This window comes from Hymenobacter convexus (genome assembly GCF_030580955.1).
Taxonomy (GTDB): Bacteria; Bacteroidota; Bacteroidia; order Cytophagales; family Hymenobacteraceae; genus Hymenobacter.
On the sequence record NZ_JAUQON010000006.1, the window covers coordinates 174,151 to 188,636 of the forward strand.

The window sequence follows — 14,486 nt, forward strand, 5'->3', positions numbered from 1 at the left end:
ACGACTTTTCTCCGGGCAAGGCGGTATCTTTCGGCCTATTTTGAACGATGCTAGTTGCCCGGAGTGGTGCGGCTGCGTCCTGCTTGCTACGAAAAGTCTTTATGTCCGATACCCCGGTCGCGCTCCCCGTTTCCTTCGCCGAATTTCCGGCCGTGACCACCGCCGAATGGCAGGCCCGCCTCGCCCGCGACCTCAAGGGCCAGGACCTGGCCACCCTGCGCTGGCCGCTGCCCGATGGCTTCAGCGTGGAGCCTTTCTACCACCGCGAGGCGCTGGCGGCCCTGGGCGGCGCCCCCGCGCCCCTGCCCCACCCCGTGGCGCCCTGGCTGAACGTGCCCGCCCTGCAGGTGCCGGCCGGCGAAGGCCGCGAGCAAATCGACGAGGCCGCGGCGGCCCTGGCCAACGGCGCCGACGGCATTCACTTTATTTTGACCGATGCTGCGGCCTTTGCCGTGCATTACCTGGCCGAGCGGCTGCCGCTGGCCCGCACCTTCATTGGCTACACCGTGACGGGCGGCCCCGACTCCCTGCTCAGCCAGCTGGTGGAAGCCGCGCCCGGTACGGCGTTGCGCGGCTTTCTACGTTTTGCCCCCGGCCCCGTGCCCGAGGGCGCCGAAATGGCCGACTACCGCACCGCCCTGCGTCGCTGCGTGAGCCTGACTACAGGCATGCCCGACTTCCGCGCCCTGGCGGTGAATGGGGCCTTTTTTGGCAACCGCGGCGCCACGGCCACGCAGCAGCTCGCTTTCACCCTGAACACGGCGGCCGCGCTGCTGGCCGAGCTGCCAAACGAAGAAATCAGCGCCGCGCAGGTGGCGGCTACGCTGCATGTGCACATGGCGGTGGCGCCCAGCTACTTCCCCGAGTTGGCCAAGCTGCGCGCCCTGCGCCAGCTGTGGGCCACGCTACTGCACAGCTTTGGGCTGCCGGCTTCGCTGAATGCCAATCTGCGCATTCACGCCGCTACGTCTTCGTGGACGCTTACGACGCTTGACCCGCACACCAACCTGCTGCGCCACACCACCGAGGCCATGAGCGCCGTGCTGGGCGGCGCCGATTCGCTGAGCGTGGCACCGTTCGACGCGCTGTTTGCCGAAGCCAACGACTTTTCCGGTCGGCTGGCCCGCAACCTCTCGGTGCTGCTGCGCGAGGAAGCCAGCCTGGGCCGGGTGCAGGACCCCGCCGCCGGCTCCTACTACCTCGAAACCCTCACCGACCAGCTGGCCCAGGAAGCCTGGCTGCAGTTCCAGCGCATTGAGGCGGCCGGGGGGCTCCCGGCCGCGCGCGGGCAGATGCTGGAAGAAATAAAGGCCGTGACCACCGAGACCTTCCGGCGCATTGCCAGCGGCCAGCAGGTGATTGTGGGCACGAACCGCTTTCAGAACCAGCAGGAGCAGTTCAGCTTCCACCCCAAGAAGCTGTTGCGCTCCTCGGCCTTCGATGTGACGCGCGCGGCCTACCCCACCGAGGTGTTGCGCCTGGCCACGGCCCTGCACTTCGAGCGCCGCGAGAAAAAGAGCAAGCGCGCCGCCGTGGTGTTGCTGGGCACCAACACCAACCAAGTCATCGTCGAAACTTTCGTGCAGATGCTCCAGCCGCACGAGCGCCCCGAAATAGCGGCCAGCCACCCGCTGGGCACGCTTTCGCTGCTGTACTCCTCGCCCGAGGAGGCCACGCTGATGTACGCCACGCCCGAGCAGTTCCAGAAATTCGCCCGCTTCATCTACCAGATTCCGACCGAAAAGCAGCACTTCATTCCGCCCGCCCTCCTCAGTTCCGACATGGCTACGCTGCACGAGGCCGTGCGCGTGTTCGGCTTCAAGGAGATGAAGGTGCAGGGCTACACCACGGAAGAAGTGCTGGCGCGTTTGCAGGGACGGTAAACTTAAATGAACGTCTATAAGCACGTCATGCTGAGCGAAGCCGAAGCATCTCTACCGTGCAGCTAATCCTTCTGATTGAATTACCACTGCAAGCGAGATGCTTCGCTGCGCTCTGCATGACGTTCTACCAGTTCCAATAATCCCACCCTATGAAGCCCGACTTCTCTTCGATTCCCTACAACGCGGCGGCTGCCCCCGCCGCCGCTGTTGCTTCCGAAACCGCCGCTACGCCCACGCCCGAGGGCATTGCCATCAAGCCCGTGTACACGGCGGCCGATGTGGCCCACCTCGACCACCTGGGTTTTGGCGCGGGGCAGGCGCCCTACCTGCGCGGGCCCTACGCCAGCATGTATGTGCAGAACCCGTGGACCATCCGGCAGTACGCCGGCTTTTCGACGGCCGAGGAATCGAACGCCTTTTACCGCCGCAACTTGGCCGGTGGGCAGAAAGGGCTGAGCGTGGCCTTCGATTTGGCTACGCACCGGGGCTACGACTCCGACCACCCGCGGGTGCAGGGCGACGTGGGCAAGGCCGGCGTCGCCATCGACTCGGTGGAGGACATGAAAATTCTCTTCGACCAGATTCCGCTGGACCAGATGTCGGTGAGCATGACCATGAACGGGGCCGTGCTGCCGGTGCTGGCCTTCTACATTGTGGCGGCCGAGGAGCAGGGCGTGAAGCCCGAACAGCTGGCCGGCACCATTCAGAACGACATTTTGAAGGAGTTCATGGTGCGCAACACCTACATTTACCCGCCCGCGCCGAGCATGCGCATCATCGCCGATATTTTCAGCTTCACGGCGGCGAAGATGCCCAAATTCAACTCGATTTCCATCTCGGGCTACCACATGCAGGAGGCCGGCGCAACGGCCGATTTGGAGCTGGCCTATACCCTGGCCGACGGCTTGGAATACGTGCGCGCCGGCCTGGCGGCGGGCATGAAGATTGACGAGTTTGCGCCGCGCCTGAGCTTCTTCTGGGCCATTGGTATGAACCATTTCATGGAGATTGCCAAGCTGCGCGCCGGCCGCCTGCTCTGGGCTAAGCTCATCCAGCAGTTCAACCCCACCAACCCCAAAAGCCTGGCCCTGCGCACCCACTGCCAGACGTCGGGCTACTCCCTCACCGAGCAGGACCCCTATAACAACGTGGCCCGCACCGCCATTGAGGCGCTGGCCGCCGCGCTGGGCGGCACCCAAAGCCTGCACACCAACGCGCTGGACGAAGCCATTGCGCTGCCCACCGACTTCTCGGCCCGCATCGCGCGCAACACCCAGCTCTACCTCCAGCACGAAACCGACATCACCAAAGTCGTGGACCCCTGGGGCGGCTCCTACTACGTCGAAACCCTGACGCACGAACTGGCCGATAAGGCCTGGGCCCTCATTCAGGAAGTGGAAGCGCTGGGCGGCATGGCCCAGGCCATCGAAACCGGCCTGCCCAAGCTGCGCATCGAGGAAGCCGCCGCCCGCAAGCAGGCCCGCATCGACTCGGGCAAGGAAATCATCGTGGGCGTGAACAAGTACCAAACCACCGAACGCACGGAAGTCGAAGTGCTCGACATCGACAACGACGCCGTACGCGAAAGCCAGATTGCCCGCCTCAAGCAAGTGCGCGCCGACCGCGACCCCGTGGCCGTGAAAGTGGCATTAGCTGCGCTCACCGAAGCCGCCGGCATTAGAGTAGAAGAACTAGCTAAATCGAAACTGACAACTGACAACGAGCAACTAACAACTAATAATCTACTGGCCCTGGCCATCACCGCAGCCCGCGCCCGTGCCACCCTCGGCGAAATCTCCGATGCCCTTGAGGCCCAGTTTGGCCGGCACCAGGCCACCACGCGTACCGTGGCCGGCGTTTATTCACAGGAAATGTCGCATAACGCAGCCTTCGAACAAGCCCGCGCTGCGGCCGATGCCTTTGCCGCCCGCGAAGGCCGCCGCCCCCGCATGCTCGTGGCCAAAATGGGCCAGGATGGCCACGACCGCGGCGCCAAAATCATCGCCACGAGCTTCGCCGATGTGGGCTTCGACGTCGACCTCGCGCCCCTCTTCCAGACGCCCGCCGAAGTAGCCCGCCAGGCCGCTGACAACGACGTGCACGTAGTGGGCGTGAGCAGCCTCGCCGCCGGCCACAAAACCCTGCTCCCCCAGCTACTGACGGAGCTAAAACAGCTCGGCCGCGAGGACATTCTGGTGATTGCCGGCGGCGTGATTCCGGCGCAGGACTATAAGTTTCTATACGATGCCGGCGTGGCCGGCGTGTACGGTCCCGGCACGGTCATCGCCACGGCGGCGCTGGAGATTCTGGGGAAGCTTGGGGAGTAAGCCATGCCATTTACCCTTCTTTCCAGTCGCCTGACACTGGCTTATAAGGTCGTTATTCCCATCGTAACGCTGTTGGGATTGGGAGTGTATGTGGTCCTGATAATTACTCAGCATTGGCTGTTAGAATTACATGCGGTGGTAGCGGCTTTCGGTTTAGCCATGTGGCTGCTGTTTGTGCTCATAATCTCCGTGAGAATCCGCCACGTTGCCTATAATGAATCCTTCATCCGCGTCAGGAATTATGGGCTTTGGGTGCAGTTTCCCGCCAGCGAATTCATCTGGCTTGAATCCAGCTTAATGTGGCCTTCCCGCCTGCGTACCTCATCCGGAAGCTACCTGTTTCTACCTGATTATTTCGGCACGCTAACCACCCTGATTCAGCAAAGTGATGAGCCAATCACCATTACAACAGCTCGAAGGATATTGACCAAAGCAAAAGCATAATCCCTTCCTCATGCTCCCCTTCCCCGCCCTCGACCGCCTCAAAGCCGACCTCGACGACCTGCGCCCCCTGGCGCCGGAACAGGAGCAGCGGGTGCTGCAAAAGTTTCAGCTCGAATAAACCTTAGCTTGGCGTAATCAAACTGCTATACATCAGCCATGCACCTGCTCGCCCAAGTTCTCATCGGCCTCGTAGCCGCCATCCACCTCTATATTTTGTGGCTGGAAATGTTTGCCTGGACCACACGCGGGCCCAAAACCTTCCGTTCGCTACGGCCCGAGCTGTTCGAACCCACCAAGGTGCTGGCCGCCAACCAAGGGCTGTACAACGGTTTTCTGGCCGCCGGCCTCATTTGGGCGCTGCTGATTGCCGACCCGGCCTGGCATCGCAACGTGGCCAGCTTTTTTCTGGGCTGCGTGGCGGTGGCGGGGCTGTACGGGGCCGCCACGGCGGGGCGGCGCATCCTGCTGGTGCAAACCGTCCCGGCGCTACTGGCCCTGGCGGCGGTGTGGCTGGCGTAACAACGCGGCGGCCTATTTTTGTTGGGTGAGCCCCGCCCTTCGCTATTTCAGCAACCCTGCCGCCGTTATTTCCTACGCGCCGGAAGGCTACGTGTGCCTCGACTGGCAGCCGATAGCGGCGTCGGCCAACGAGCTGCGCGCCATCTACGAACACGTGCTGCACGCCATGCAGCACCACCGCACCACGGCCCTGATGACCGTGCACAACCAGCGCCCGCCCATGCCGCCCGAGGTACAGGCCTGGCTGGCGCACGACTGGATGCCCCGCGCCGTGGCCACGGTGGGCTACGCCCGATGCGCCGTGGTGGAGGCCAACTCCCCGCTCAGCCGGCTGGCGGCCCGCGCCGTGGGCGCCGACATGGGCACGGGCCTGCGCTTTCAGTATTTCGACACGCCGGAAGCGGCCCGGGCGTGGCTGCGCACGCCGGCCACCGGCGGCAAATAGTCATTGCAACCGGTTTTGTGGCCGGCGCGGCATACTATTCGGGCGCTGGCTGGTTTAGGAGGGAATTTCACTTTCCCCCTTGGCTATTCCCATGGATTTGCAACTCACTCATAAACTGGCCCTCGTCACGGGCTCCACGGCTGGCATTGGGCTGGCCATTGCGCGCCGCCTGGCCGCCGAGGGCGCCGAAGTCATCATCACCGGCCGCACCGAAGGGCGCATTGCGGAGGCCTGCGCCACCATTCTGGCCGAAACGCCGCAGGCCCGGGTGCGCGGCGTGGCCGTCGATTTTGGCAAGGCCGAGGAAGTAGCGCACCTGCTGCGCGAAGTGCCCAAAGTCGATATTCTGGTGAACAACGTGGGCATCTTCGAGCCCAAGCCCTTCACCGAAATTCCCGACGAGGACTGGGTGCGGTTCTTCGAGGTGAACGTGCTGAGCGGGGTGCGCCTCACGCGCCAGTATTTCCCGCTGATGCTGGCCGGGAACTGGGGCCGCATCCTGTTTATTTCAAGCGAATCGGCCCTGCAGATTCCGCAGGAGATGATACACTACGGCACCACCAAAACCGCCCAGTTGGCCGTAGCGCGCGGCCTGGCCGAGCTCACCAAGGGCACCGGCATCACCGTCAACTCGGTGCTGCCCGGCCCCACGGCCTCGGAAGGCGTCGACGAGTTCATCAAAAAAATGGCCGCCGATGGCAAGAGCAAAGCGGAAGCCGAGCACGACTTCTTCCAGAACGACCGGCCAACTTCTTTGCTCCAGCGCTTCATCAGCACCGACGAGGTGGCCAACATGGTGGCCTTCCTGTGCAGCCCGCTGGCGGCCGCCACCAACGGCGCCTCCGTGCGCGTGGATGGCGGCGTGATTCGCAGCATCGGCTAAGCAGCAGTTCGAAATTAATTAGGGCGGTCATGCCGAGCGCAGCGAAGCATCTCGCGTGTGGGAGTAACTCAATAGAAAGTCAACAGAAAGAGTTACTTCGGCACACGAGATGCTTGCTACGCTCGGCATAACCGCCCTTTAACTTTTTAGTAGCGCCGGGCAACCGGCGGTGCGCGGCGTGCATCTGGCGCGGTGGTGCCGGCCTTACCCGTGCGGGGCCGGCACCACCGCGTTTTTTCTTGCACGCCTCACCTTTCTGCAAATGTTTAAATCGAAGCTCCTGCTGGCCAGCGCCCTGCTGGTGAGCAGCGTAGCCCGGGCCCAGGCCCCGGCCGCCGAGGTAAAGGCCCTCACCGCCCGCCTCAACCAATTGCTGGTGGACCCCAAAGACCAGGACGACGACACCGAAGTGCGGGTGTCGTTGGCCGACTGCGGGTTCCGCCAAACCATTCGCAAATACCGCAAGCCCGACAAAACCAGCACCACCAACATTGCCGTGAGCAACAGCAAAAACGGCAGCAGCTGGGGCTTCAAAAGCAACGAAAACGTGGAGATGGAACTCACCCTGGCCCAGGAATGGGCCGAAGTGGGCTCCGTGACCTACGCCGCCAAGCAGCACGACAAGGGTGGTGGCCGCTACTACGAGCTGACCGTGAAACGCCGCGAGCAACCCAAGGGCAAGTCGAATTCGTCGAGCCTGGCCTCCACCATCACCCTCGGCCTCAATACAGATAATGAAAAGGAGGTAGCCGCCCTGGCCCGGCGCCTCGACGAACTGCGGCGGCAGTGCACCAGCCGCAAGGGGTAGACAATCAAGACATAAACGTCATGCTGAGCGCAGCCGAAGCATCTCGCGTGTGGTAGTAATTCTTTTCTCGCGATTAGATTACTTCGGCACGCGAGATGCTTCGGCTGCGCTCAGCATGACGTGCTGAAAGCCGGAAACAGGCAATAAGCGGCCCGCGATGCCCTACGCCTGCGGGGGCTCGCCGCCGAGCAGGGCCCAAGCTTCTTCGTTGCCTTGCTGGCCGGCCAGGTGCAGGGCGGTGAGGCCGCGGCGGTCGGCAATGGTTTGGCTGGCGCCGGCATCGAGGAGCAGGCGCACCAAGGCGTTGCGGCCAAACATGGTGGCGAACATGAGGGCCGTGCCGCCGTTGCCGTTTTGCAGGTTGAGGTCGGCGCCGCGCTCGATGAGCAGGCGGGCAATGTCGGGGTAGCCCTTGAAGCTGACGCCCATCAGGGCGGTATTGCCGCTGGCATCCTGCACGTTGGGGTTGGCGCCGGAATTGAGCAGCATCACCACGGCATCGTAGTGGTCGTCGTAGGCGGCCAGGATGAGGGGAGTGAAGCCCTTGTCGTTGGTGGTGTCGACATTGAGGCCCCGGCCCAGCAGCTCGTGCAGGGTGGAAACGTCGCCGCGGCGGGCGGCATCAAACAACAAATCTTCGGGCTGCGCGGAAGTAGGTGACATGAAATCGGAAAACGGTGATGGTTGACAATCGGCTGCTGATACGGCAAAGCCCGGGTCCGGGCTGCCCCGCCCGCAGCACCGGCCTCAAAAACGCACCATGATGGTGATGGTGATGATGGCCAACAACCCGCTCACGACGGCCGTGTTTACGTAAGTTTCGGCGGAGCGGCCCGGCCACACGCCCACGGCGGCCACCGCCGCCAGCAGCACCGGCAGCAGCAAAAACGTGCCGTAGATGGTGCCCGCATAGGGCCGAAACGGCGCCGGCCCGTCGGGCGAGTCGGCCGCGCGCACCTGGCTCACCACGCCCAGCAGCGGCGTTTGCCACACCTCGATGCGCTGCCCGGCCCGCACCCGGTAGCTGATGGCGCTGGGCAGCCGGAACTCGGTGTGCTCGGTGTGCACGCGGTAGGCCAGCTGTGGGTCGGAGAGCGACACGGAAACCGAGACGGGGAAGCGGCTGCGCACGGTTTCGTGGGCAAAGTGGCGCAGCGGCAGGCCCCAGTCGAGGCCCAGCAGCAGGCAGCACGCCAACAGGGCCGCGTTGAGGCGGCGGCCCACGCGGGCCAGCCGGCCCATCCGTTCGTCGTAGCGCTGGCGCTCCGACACCGGAGCCGCGGGCTCCTGGGTCAGGAGCAGGTCGTAGGCCACGCGGCGGCGCGGGTTGCCCAGGATTTCGTAGCCGGTTTCGACCTCGGCCAGGCGCGCTTTCATGGCGCGGTCGGCGGCGGCCAGGCGCTTGAGGCGGGCGCGCTGGCGCACGTAGGCCTGCTCGATTTCCTGGCTCGTGGCCGCCGGGGGCACGCCCAGCACGCGGTAATAGTTCTGCATAAGTGAAAGCGCGGCAAGGTCCTAAAATACAGGCCGCCGGGCCATTTCAAAACGCAACCGGGCCGCGGGCTATTGCTTCGGCCGGGCAAAAGCTGCTTTCCGGCGGGCGCCGCCGTGCGGGATTGACGGGCCGCCGGGCCGTACTTCGCAACCTGATGACTATCGATTCGGCTGCCCCGCTCTTTCCTCCTCCTCCCCCAACGCCTGCCGCGCCCGCCTGGAGCGTGCTGGACGTGGCCGAAGTGCGCGGCCGCTCGCGCCTGGTGGCCTGCAAGAATATCCAGCCGCTGAAGCTGCTACAGCCGGCCTCGCACGGCCCCGCCGCCCACGTGGTGCTGAGCAGCTACGGCGGCGGCCTGGTGGCCGGCGACGTTATACGGCTGCGCATTACGGGGCAGGCCGATTCGCGGCTTGTTCTCACCACGCAGGCCAGCACCAGGGTTTTTCGCTCGATAGATGGAGCCGTGGCCGAGCAGCACACCGTGGGCGAGCTGGCAGAAAACGCGCTGGCCGTCATCTTCCCCGACCCGGTGGTGCTGCAGGCCGAGAGCCGCTACCGCCAGGTGCAGGAATGGCACCTGCAGCCCACGTCGCTGCTGCTGCTGGTCGACTGGTTCCACTCCGGCCGTATGGACCGGGGCGAGCGGTTCGCCTTTACCTCGCTGCACTCGGAGCTGCGCGTGCGGGTGGCGGGCCGGCTGGTGGTGCTGGACCGATTTGGCTTTGAGCCCGCTGAAAACATTGCCACCTCGCCCGCCAACTTCGCCGAGTATCAAACCTTCTTCTCCGTCTTCCTGGTGGGCAGCCCCGAGGATGCGCGGTTTCAGTTTTTGGGAGAAATACTGACGCGTCAGAAGATGCCGGGCGGCACGGGCCCGCATTTCAGCATCAGCAGCCAGCCGTACGTGGTGTCGGTGGCGCGGGCACGGGAGAATGTGTGGGTGCTGCGGGCGGCGGCGCATAGCCGCATGGCCCTGCAGCCGTTGTGCGAGCAGATGCTGGCGGCACTGGCCGATGAACGGCTGCTGGGCTATAACCCATTGGCGCGGAAGTATTAGCAAAACAGCCTGTCATGCTGAGCGCAGTTGAAGCATCTCTACCGCAATACTATATCCGGTCGATTGGATTAGTTGAACGGCAGAGATGCTTCGGCTACGCTCAGCATGACGAACGGGCTTCTTCTAATTCCCCACGCGGCCTTCTTCGTCGGCGCTGGCGGCGGCGTGGCGGGCCTGGGTTTTGCCACTCCCAATTTTGCAGGTGAAGGTCAGCGTCACGCGGCGGCTTTCCCACTGGTTGTTCCAGGTCTGGTTCACGTTGGCGTACTGGATGGTGCTGCGGAAGCGGTTGGTGTTGAACACGTCGGCCACTTTGAGGCTGAAGCTGGCGCGCTCGGCCCAGATTTGCTTTTTCAGGCCCAGGTTCACCAAGCCGCTGGCTTTGGCGCGGTAGAGGCCCTGCACCACGGGCGAGCTGTAGCCGCCGCCCACCAGCAGCTTGTAGCGGCGGGGCAGCAGGAAGGTGTGGTCGGAGCTGGCCTCCCAGCTGTAGCTGGCCAGGCGCACGGGCTGGGCCTGAATCTGAGTTTCGACCTGTGTGTAGCTGCCGCTCAGCTGGTTATCCACGCCCCACCACTTGGTGATGTCGGTGTGGCCGCCCGAGCTCAGGATGAGGGTGCTGGTTTGGGCCAGGTTTTGGGGGGTGCTGGTCGATACTTTGGTGTCGTCGTTCTGGGTCAGCACGTTGTTCACCGAGTTGGTTTCGTGCAGGTAGCTCAGGCTCAGCACCTGGAAACCCTTGTGCAGGTAGTTGAACACGAACGACTGCGAGAGCGAGGGCGCCAGAAAGGGGTTGCCCTGCTGGGCGGTGTAGAAGTCGCTGTAGTTGAGAAAGGGGTTCAGGCTTTGGTAGTTGGGGCGGCTGATGCGGCGGCTCACCGAGGCACTCACCTGGTCGTGCTCCGTGATTTTGTAGCTGGCGAAGACGCTGGGAAACAGCTGGAAGTAACTACGGTCGACCTGCTGGCCGGTGGTGGCCGAGCGGCCGGTGGTCTGGGTGAGCTCGCCGCGCAGGCCGGCTTTCAGCTCTAGGCGGCCGTAGCTGGTGTTGGCGCTCACGTAGCCGGCCGTGATGTGCTCGTCGTACTGAAACTGGTTGGTGCGCAGGGCATCCAGCTGCCAGCCGCTGTCCATCAATTTATCAAACTGAATGGCGCTGCGCGAAGTCACCCAACTGGTTTTCGCGCCCGTTTCGGCCCGCCACTTGGTGCCGGCGAAGGGATGCACGTAGTCGATTTTGGCAGCCCGGATGGTGGTTTCCGACGACGTAGCGCTGCGCAGCTGCTCGGCCGGGCGGCCCTGCTCGCTGCTCGCGGCAAATACCACGTTGTTGAAGCTTTGGTCGTTGTTGCTGGCGTAGCGCACGTAGTCTGCGTCGGCGCTCAGCTCACGGCCGGTGCTGTCGAGGGCGAAGCGGTAGTACAGGTTCAGGGCCTGGTTGGAGTTGGTGCCGTTGCTGGGGTTCAGCAGCTGGCGGCGGCTGCCGGGGTTGCCGGCCAGGTCGGTGGTTACCGAGTTGCTGGTGCGCAGGGCGGTGGTTTGGTCGGCGCTGCCACGCAGCTGCAGGCCAATGTTCTGGCGGACGGTCAGGGCTACGTCGGCTCCGGTGGCGTAGGTGCCGGAGTACATGAGCGGCCGCCAGAGGTTTTCCTGGTTGAAGAGGCTGTCGCGGATGGTGCGAATCATAGTCAGGCGGTTGAAGGAGTTGTAGCGGCCGCCGTCGAGGCGGGCGAAGAGGCGCACCTTGCCCACGTTGTAGCTCAGGTTGGTGCCGGCCCAGCTTTTCTCGTAGCGGCCGTAGCCCAGGCCCAGGTTGTAGGTGCCGCTCAGGCCCGGCAGCTGGCTGCGCTTCAGCTTGATGTTGAGCACGCCGGCCGTGCCGGCGGCGTCCATCGAGGCGGGCGGGTTGGGCAGCAGCTCAATCTGGCTGATGGCCGAAGCGGGCAGCGACTTGAGGTAGTTGCTCAGGGCCGCGCCGCTCATGTAAGTGAGCTTGCCGTCAATCATCACGTTCACACCGGTGCTGCCCCGGTACACGATGTTGTCGTCCTTGTCCAGCGTCACACCGGGTGCTTTTTTCATAATTTCGAGGGCGGTTTCGCCGGCCGTGTTCAGGCGGTCCACGTTCACCACGGTGCGGTCGGCGTGCTGCTCCAGCATGGGGGTGGTGCCGGTTACGGTCACTTCTTTCAGGGCGGTGGCGGCGGGGGCCAGGCGCAGGGCCGGCACCGCTACCGGCTCCTGGCCCACCACGAAGGCGGCACTGTGGGCGCTGCGGTAGCTCATCAGCAGGGCCTTCACGCAGTAGCGGCCGGGCTTTATATTGTTGAAAGCGTAGCCGCCCTGCTCGGTGGTAGTCTGGGAGTTGGCAATGGCCGAATCGGGCAGCGCCACCAGCACGGCGGTGGCGAAAGCCAGCGGCTGGCCGGCGCGGTCGAGCACGGTGCCGGTGGCGGTGGCCTGGGCGGCGGCCCGCTGTGAGAGCATCGGCAGGGCCAGCAGCAACAGGATAAAAAAGCGGCGGAAGCAGAAGAAGGCGTGCATCGAAAAAGGCGTTAGCGGTTTGATGGCTCAAAGGTGAGCCGGGCCTTTTTCCGGGTAAAAAACATTATTCCAACGCCCCAAAACCGGCTGTTACCGGCCGTTTTCGGCGTTTCCCGGTTTCGCATTCCAAAACCGGGCTTTCGCATAAAAAAGGTGCGGGCGCTGGCGGGGGGCGGTAGGTTTGCAGTCGTCTTCCAGGTTCCGTTCAGCACCTGCTTCAACCCCTCCGTTATGATGATGTCCCGTTTCCTGTGCCCGGCGCTGCTTGTGGCAGCCAGCTTCCTGGTTTCTTTCCGGCCGCTGGCCACCGGTCCCGCTCCTACTGCGGAGGTGCGCGAAGTAGCCGTTTTCAGTGGCGTGGCGCTGGCCACTTCGGCCACGGTGCTGGTGCGGCAGGGCAGCCCGCAGCAGGTCACGGTCGAAGCGTCGGCGGAAGACCTGGGCCGCCTCGAAACGCTCGTCAACAACGGCCAGCTCACCATCCGCGTCAAGAAAGAAGTAGGCTGGAAAAGCTTCTGGGGAAATTTTCCCCATCTGGGCAAGGTCACGGTGCGCCTCACCGTGCCCGCCATTCAGCGGCTGGCCGTGAGCGGTTCGGGCGTGCTGAAAGCGGATGAGTTTCAAACCGGCCGGCTCGCGCTGGCCGTTTCCGGCTCGGGCCGGCTGGCCACCGGGCCGGTACAGGCCACCACGGTGCGGGCCGGCGTGTCGGGCTCCGGCCATCTGGAAATTGCCCAGTTGCGGGCCGATACGCTGCGGGCGGCCACGGCCGGCTCGGGCAGCATCACGGTGGCGGGCAGCTGCCCGCGGCTGTCGGTGGGCATCAGCGGCTCCGGGCACATCCGGGCGGCCGGGCTGGCCACCGAAACCTGCCTGGCCCGGCTTAGCGGCTCGGGCGGCTGCCAGGTGCAGGCGGCCCGCACCGTGGAGGCCCGCATCAGCGGCAGCGGCTCGGTGCTGGTCACCGGCCCGGCCCGCATCAGCAGCCGCACCAGCGGCAGCGGCCGGGTGCGCCGGGGCTAGCTTTACCACGCTTACATTGCTTTTTTCGCATGAAAAACAAGGTCATCCGCTGGCATATCCTGGGCTGGCTGCTCTATAGCAGCTACGAGGTAGCAGGCAAGTTTTTGGAGCATTCGAACACTCCGCTGCGCATGAAGCTGTGGTTCGCGCTTTCATTTGTACTTGTCCGGCTGGTCGTATTCTACGTGTGCTACTTGCTGCTGTATCCCCGGTTTTTGCGTGCCGAACGCACGGTGGCGCTGGGTGCGGCGCTGGGCAGCGTGGTGGTCTTTTATATGGGTCTGCGCGCCTTCATTGAGGAAGTCATCTACCCGGCAGTGCTGGGGTTTCATAACTATACCATCGACGGCCCTTTGACTTATAAAATCGGGTATTATTTCGGCGATAACCTCTATTTTGTCGTTCCTGTGATTGTCGTCAGCGCGGCTATCTGGGCAACGCAAACGGCCCTGCGCCGCGAGCGCGAAAACCGCCAGCTCCGCGCGGAGAAGCGCGCCGCCGAAGCGGCTTTTCTTAAAACCCAAATCAACCCGCACTTCCTCTACAATACCCTCAATATGCTGTTCAGCATGGCCTACCCCGTGGCCAAACCGGTCGCCAACGCCATCCTGAAACTCTCGGAGCTGATGCGCTACATGCTGCACGACACGCCCGACGGCCTGGTTGATTTGGAAAAGGAAATCGACTACCTGCGCAACTACCTGGCCCTCTACCGCCTGCGCTTCCCCGACAGCTTCCACGTCGATTTCACGGTAACCGGCGACCCCGTCGGCCGCCGCGTGGCCCCGCTCGTGCTCATCCCCTTCGTCGAAAACGCCATCAAGCACGGCGTGCTGGATGACCCGGAAAACCCGGTCCACATTCGCCTGAACATCGAAGGTAAACAGCTGCAATTTGAAGTCGAAAACCAGCGCAGCGACGATAACAAAGACACCACCACCGGCATTGGCCTGCCCAACCTGCGCCGCCGACTGGAGCTGCTGTATCCGGAGCGGCACGCGCTGCAAGTGGCGGCAGAAGATGGGCAGTTCACGACTTCGCTGCGGCTGGTGGGGTAG

The 14,486-nt window shown here is 63.9% G+C and carries 13 protein-coding genes; 10 read left to right on the forward strand and 3 right to left on the reverse strand.

Annotated features, from left to right (window positions below; genetic code table 11):
• Positions 1 to 101 precede the first annotated feature (101 nt).
• From Q4S41_RS14450 to Q4S41_RS14480, 7 genes are all read left to right on the forward strand, one after another.
• On the forward strand, positions 102 to 1,883 hold the full coding sequence (locus tag Q4S41_RS14450) for a methylmalonyl-CoA mutase family protein (RefSeq protein WP_305031830.1): 1,782 nt from the start codon (positions 102 to 104) through the stop codon (positions 1,881 to 1,883).
• A 149-nt stretch (positions 1,884 to 2,032) separates the two neighbouring features.
• Positions 2,033 to 4,210, forward strand: coding sequence for a methylmalonyl-CoA mutase (gene scpA, locus Q4S41_RS14455; RefSeq protein WP_305031831.1), 2,178 nt, complete (start codon positions 2,033 to 2,035; stop codon positions 4,208 to 4,210).
• Between the two features lie 3 nt (positions 4,211 to 4,213).
• The gene (locus tag Q4S41_RS14460; protein ID WP_305031832.1) at positions 4,214 to 4,654 is read left to right on the forward strand and encodes a hypothetical protein; all 441 of its coding nucleotides are present in this window, start codon (positions 4,214 to 4,216) and stop codon (positions 4,652 to 4,654) included.
• Between the two features lie 156 nt (positions 4,655 to 4,810).
• Positions 4,811 to 5,173 carry a DUF1304 domain-containing protein gene (locus tag Q4S41_RS14465; protein ID WP_305031833.1) on the forward strand — a complete coding sequence of 121 codons (363 nt, stop codon included), beginning with the start codon at positions 4,811 to 4,813 and terminating at the stop codon, positions 5,171 to 5,173.
• A gap of 25 nt (positions 5,174 to 5,198) precedes the next feature.
• Entirely contained in the window at positions 5,199 to 5,618 is a 420-nt protein-coding gene (locus tag Q4S41_RS14470) for a SpoIIAA family protein (protein WP_305031834.1), read from the forward strand.
• Positions 5,619 to 5,709: 91 nt separating this feature from the next.
• On the forward strand, positions 5,710 to 6,501 hold the full coding sequence (locus tag Q4S41_RS14475; protein ID WP_305031835.1) for an SDR family NAD(P)-dependent oxidoreductase: 792 nt from the start codon (positions 5,710 to 5,712) through the stop codon (positions 6,499 to 6,501).
• Between the two features lie 262 nt (positions 6,502 to 6,763).
• Positions 6,764 to 7,309 carry a hypothetical protein gene (locus tag Q4S41_RS14480; protein ID WP_305031836.1) on the forward strand — a complete coding sequence of 182 codons (546 nt, stop codon included), beginning with the start codon at positions 6,764 to 6,766 and terminating at the stop codon, positions 7,307 to 7,309.
• 162 nt (positions 7,310 to 7,471) lie between these two features.
• Here Q4S41_RS14480 and Q4S41_RS14485 read toward each other — a convergent pair whose 3' ends face one another.
• Positions 7,472 to 7,972: an ankyrin repeat domain-containing protein gene (locus Q4S41_RS14485; protein ID WP_305031837.1), complete on the reverse strand. Its 501-nt coding sequence runs from the start codon at positions 7,970 to 7,972 to the stop codon at positions 7,472 to 7,474.
• Between the two features lie 84 nt (positions 7,973 to 8,056).
• Positions 8,057 to 8,803, reverse strand: a complete 747-nt coding sequence (locus Q4S41_RS14490) for a J domain-containing protein (protein ID WP_305031838.1) — start codon at positions 8,801 to 8,803, stop codon at positions 8,057 to 8,059.
• Positions 8,804 to 8,958: 155 nt separating this feature from the next.
• On the opposite strand from Q4S41_RS14490, the gene Q4S41_RS14495 reads away from it, so the two are divergent.
• Complete coding sequence (locus Q4S41_RS14495) at positions 8,959 to 9,861, forward strand: urease accessory protein UreD (RefSeq protein WP_305031839.1); 903 nt, start codon at positions 8,959 to 8,961, stop codon at positions 9,859 to 9,861.
• A 123-nt stretch (positions 9,862 to 9,984) separates the two neighbouring features.
• Here Q4S41_RS14495 and Q4S41_RS14500 read toward each other — a convergent pair whose 3' ends face one another.
• Positions 9,985 to 12,405 carry a TonB-dependent receptor gene (locus tag Q4S41_RS14500; protein WP_305031840.1) on the reverse strand — a complete coding sequence of 807 codons (2,421 nt, stop codon included), beginning with the start codon at positions 12,403 to 12,405 and terminating at the stop codon, positions 9,985 to 9,987.
• Between the two features lie 231 nt (positions 12,406 to 12,636).
• On the opposite strand from Q4S41_RS14500, the gene Q4S41_RS14505 reads away from it, so the two are divergent.
• Positions 12,637 to 13,428 (forward strand): head GIN domain-containing protein, encoded by a 792-nt coding sequence (locus Q4S41_RS14505; RefSeq protein ID WP_305031841.1) that lies wholly within the window; start codon positions 12,637 to 12,639, stop codon positions 13,426 to 13,428.
• Positions 13,429 to 13,457: 29 nt separating this feature from the next.
• The gene (locus Q4S41_RS14510; RefSeq protein ID WP_305031842.1) at positions 13,458 to 14,486 is read left to right on the forward strand and encodes a sensor histidine kinase; all 1,029 of its coding nucleotides are present in this window, start codon (positions 13,458 to 13,460) and stop codon (positions 14,484 to 14,486) included.

What these genes read in the sequence shown, in the direction of transcription:
- Q4S41_RS14450 (WP_305031830.1), top strand. Translation starts at nt 102, where the DNA reads ATGTCCGATACCCCGGTCGCGCTCCCCGTTTCCTTCGCCGAATTTCCG.
- Q4S41_RS14500 (WP_305031840.1), bottom strand. Translation starts at nt 12,405, where the DNA reads ATGCACGCCTTCTTCTGCTTCCGCCGCTTTTTTATCCTGTTGCTGCTG.
- Q4S41_RS14480 (WP_305031836.1), top strand. Translation starts at nt 6,764, where the DNA reads ATGTTTAAATCGAAGCTCCTGCTGGCCAGCGCCCTGCTGGTGAGCAGC.
- scpA (WP_305031831.1), top strand. Translation starts at nt 2,033, where the DNA reads ATGAAGCCCGACTTCTCTTCGATTCCCTACAACGCGGCGGCTGCCCCC.
- Q4S41_RS14495 (WP_305031839.1), top strand. Translation starts at nt 8,959, where the DNA reads ATGACTATCGATTCGGCTGCCCCGCTCTTTCCTCCTCCTCCCCCAACG.
- Q4S41_RS14510 (WP_305031842.1), top strand. Translation starts at nt 13,458, where the DNA reads ATGAAAAACAAGGTCATCCGCTGGCATATCCTGGGCTGGCTGCTCTAT.
- Q4S41_RS14475 (WP_305031835.1), top strand. Translation starts at nt 5,710, where the DNA reads ATGGATTTGCAACTCACTCATAAACTGGCCCTCGTCACGGGCTCCACG.
- Q4S41_RS14505 (WP_305031841.1), top strand. Translation starts at nt 12,637, where the DNA reads ATGATGATGTCCCGTTTCCTGTGCCCGGCGCTGCTTGTGGCAGCCAGC.
- Q4S41_RS14465 (WP_305031833.1), top strand. Translation starts at nt 4,811, where the DNA reads ATGCACCTGCTCGCCCAAGTTCTCATCGGCCTCGTAGCCGCCATCCAC.
- Q4S41_RS14490 (WP_305031838.1), bottom strand. Translation starts at nt 8,803, where the DNA reads ATGCAGAACTATTACCGCGTGCTGGGCGTGCCCCCGGCGGCCACGAGC.
- Q4S41_RS14485 (WP_305031837.1), bottom strand. Translation starts at nt 7,972, where the DNA reads ATGTCACCTACTTCCGCGCAGCCCGAAGATTTGTTGTTTGATGCCGCC.
- Q4S41_RS14460 (WP_305031832.1), top strand. Translation starts at nt 4,214, where the DNA reads ATGCCATTTACCCTTCTTTCCAGTCGCCTGACACTGGCTTATAAGGTC.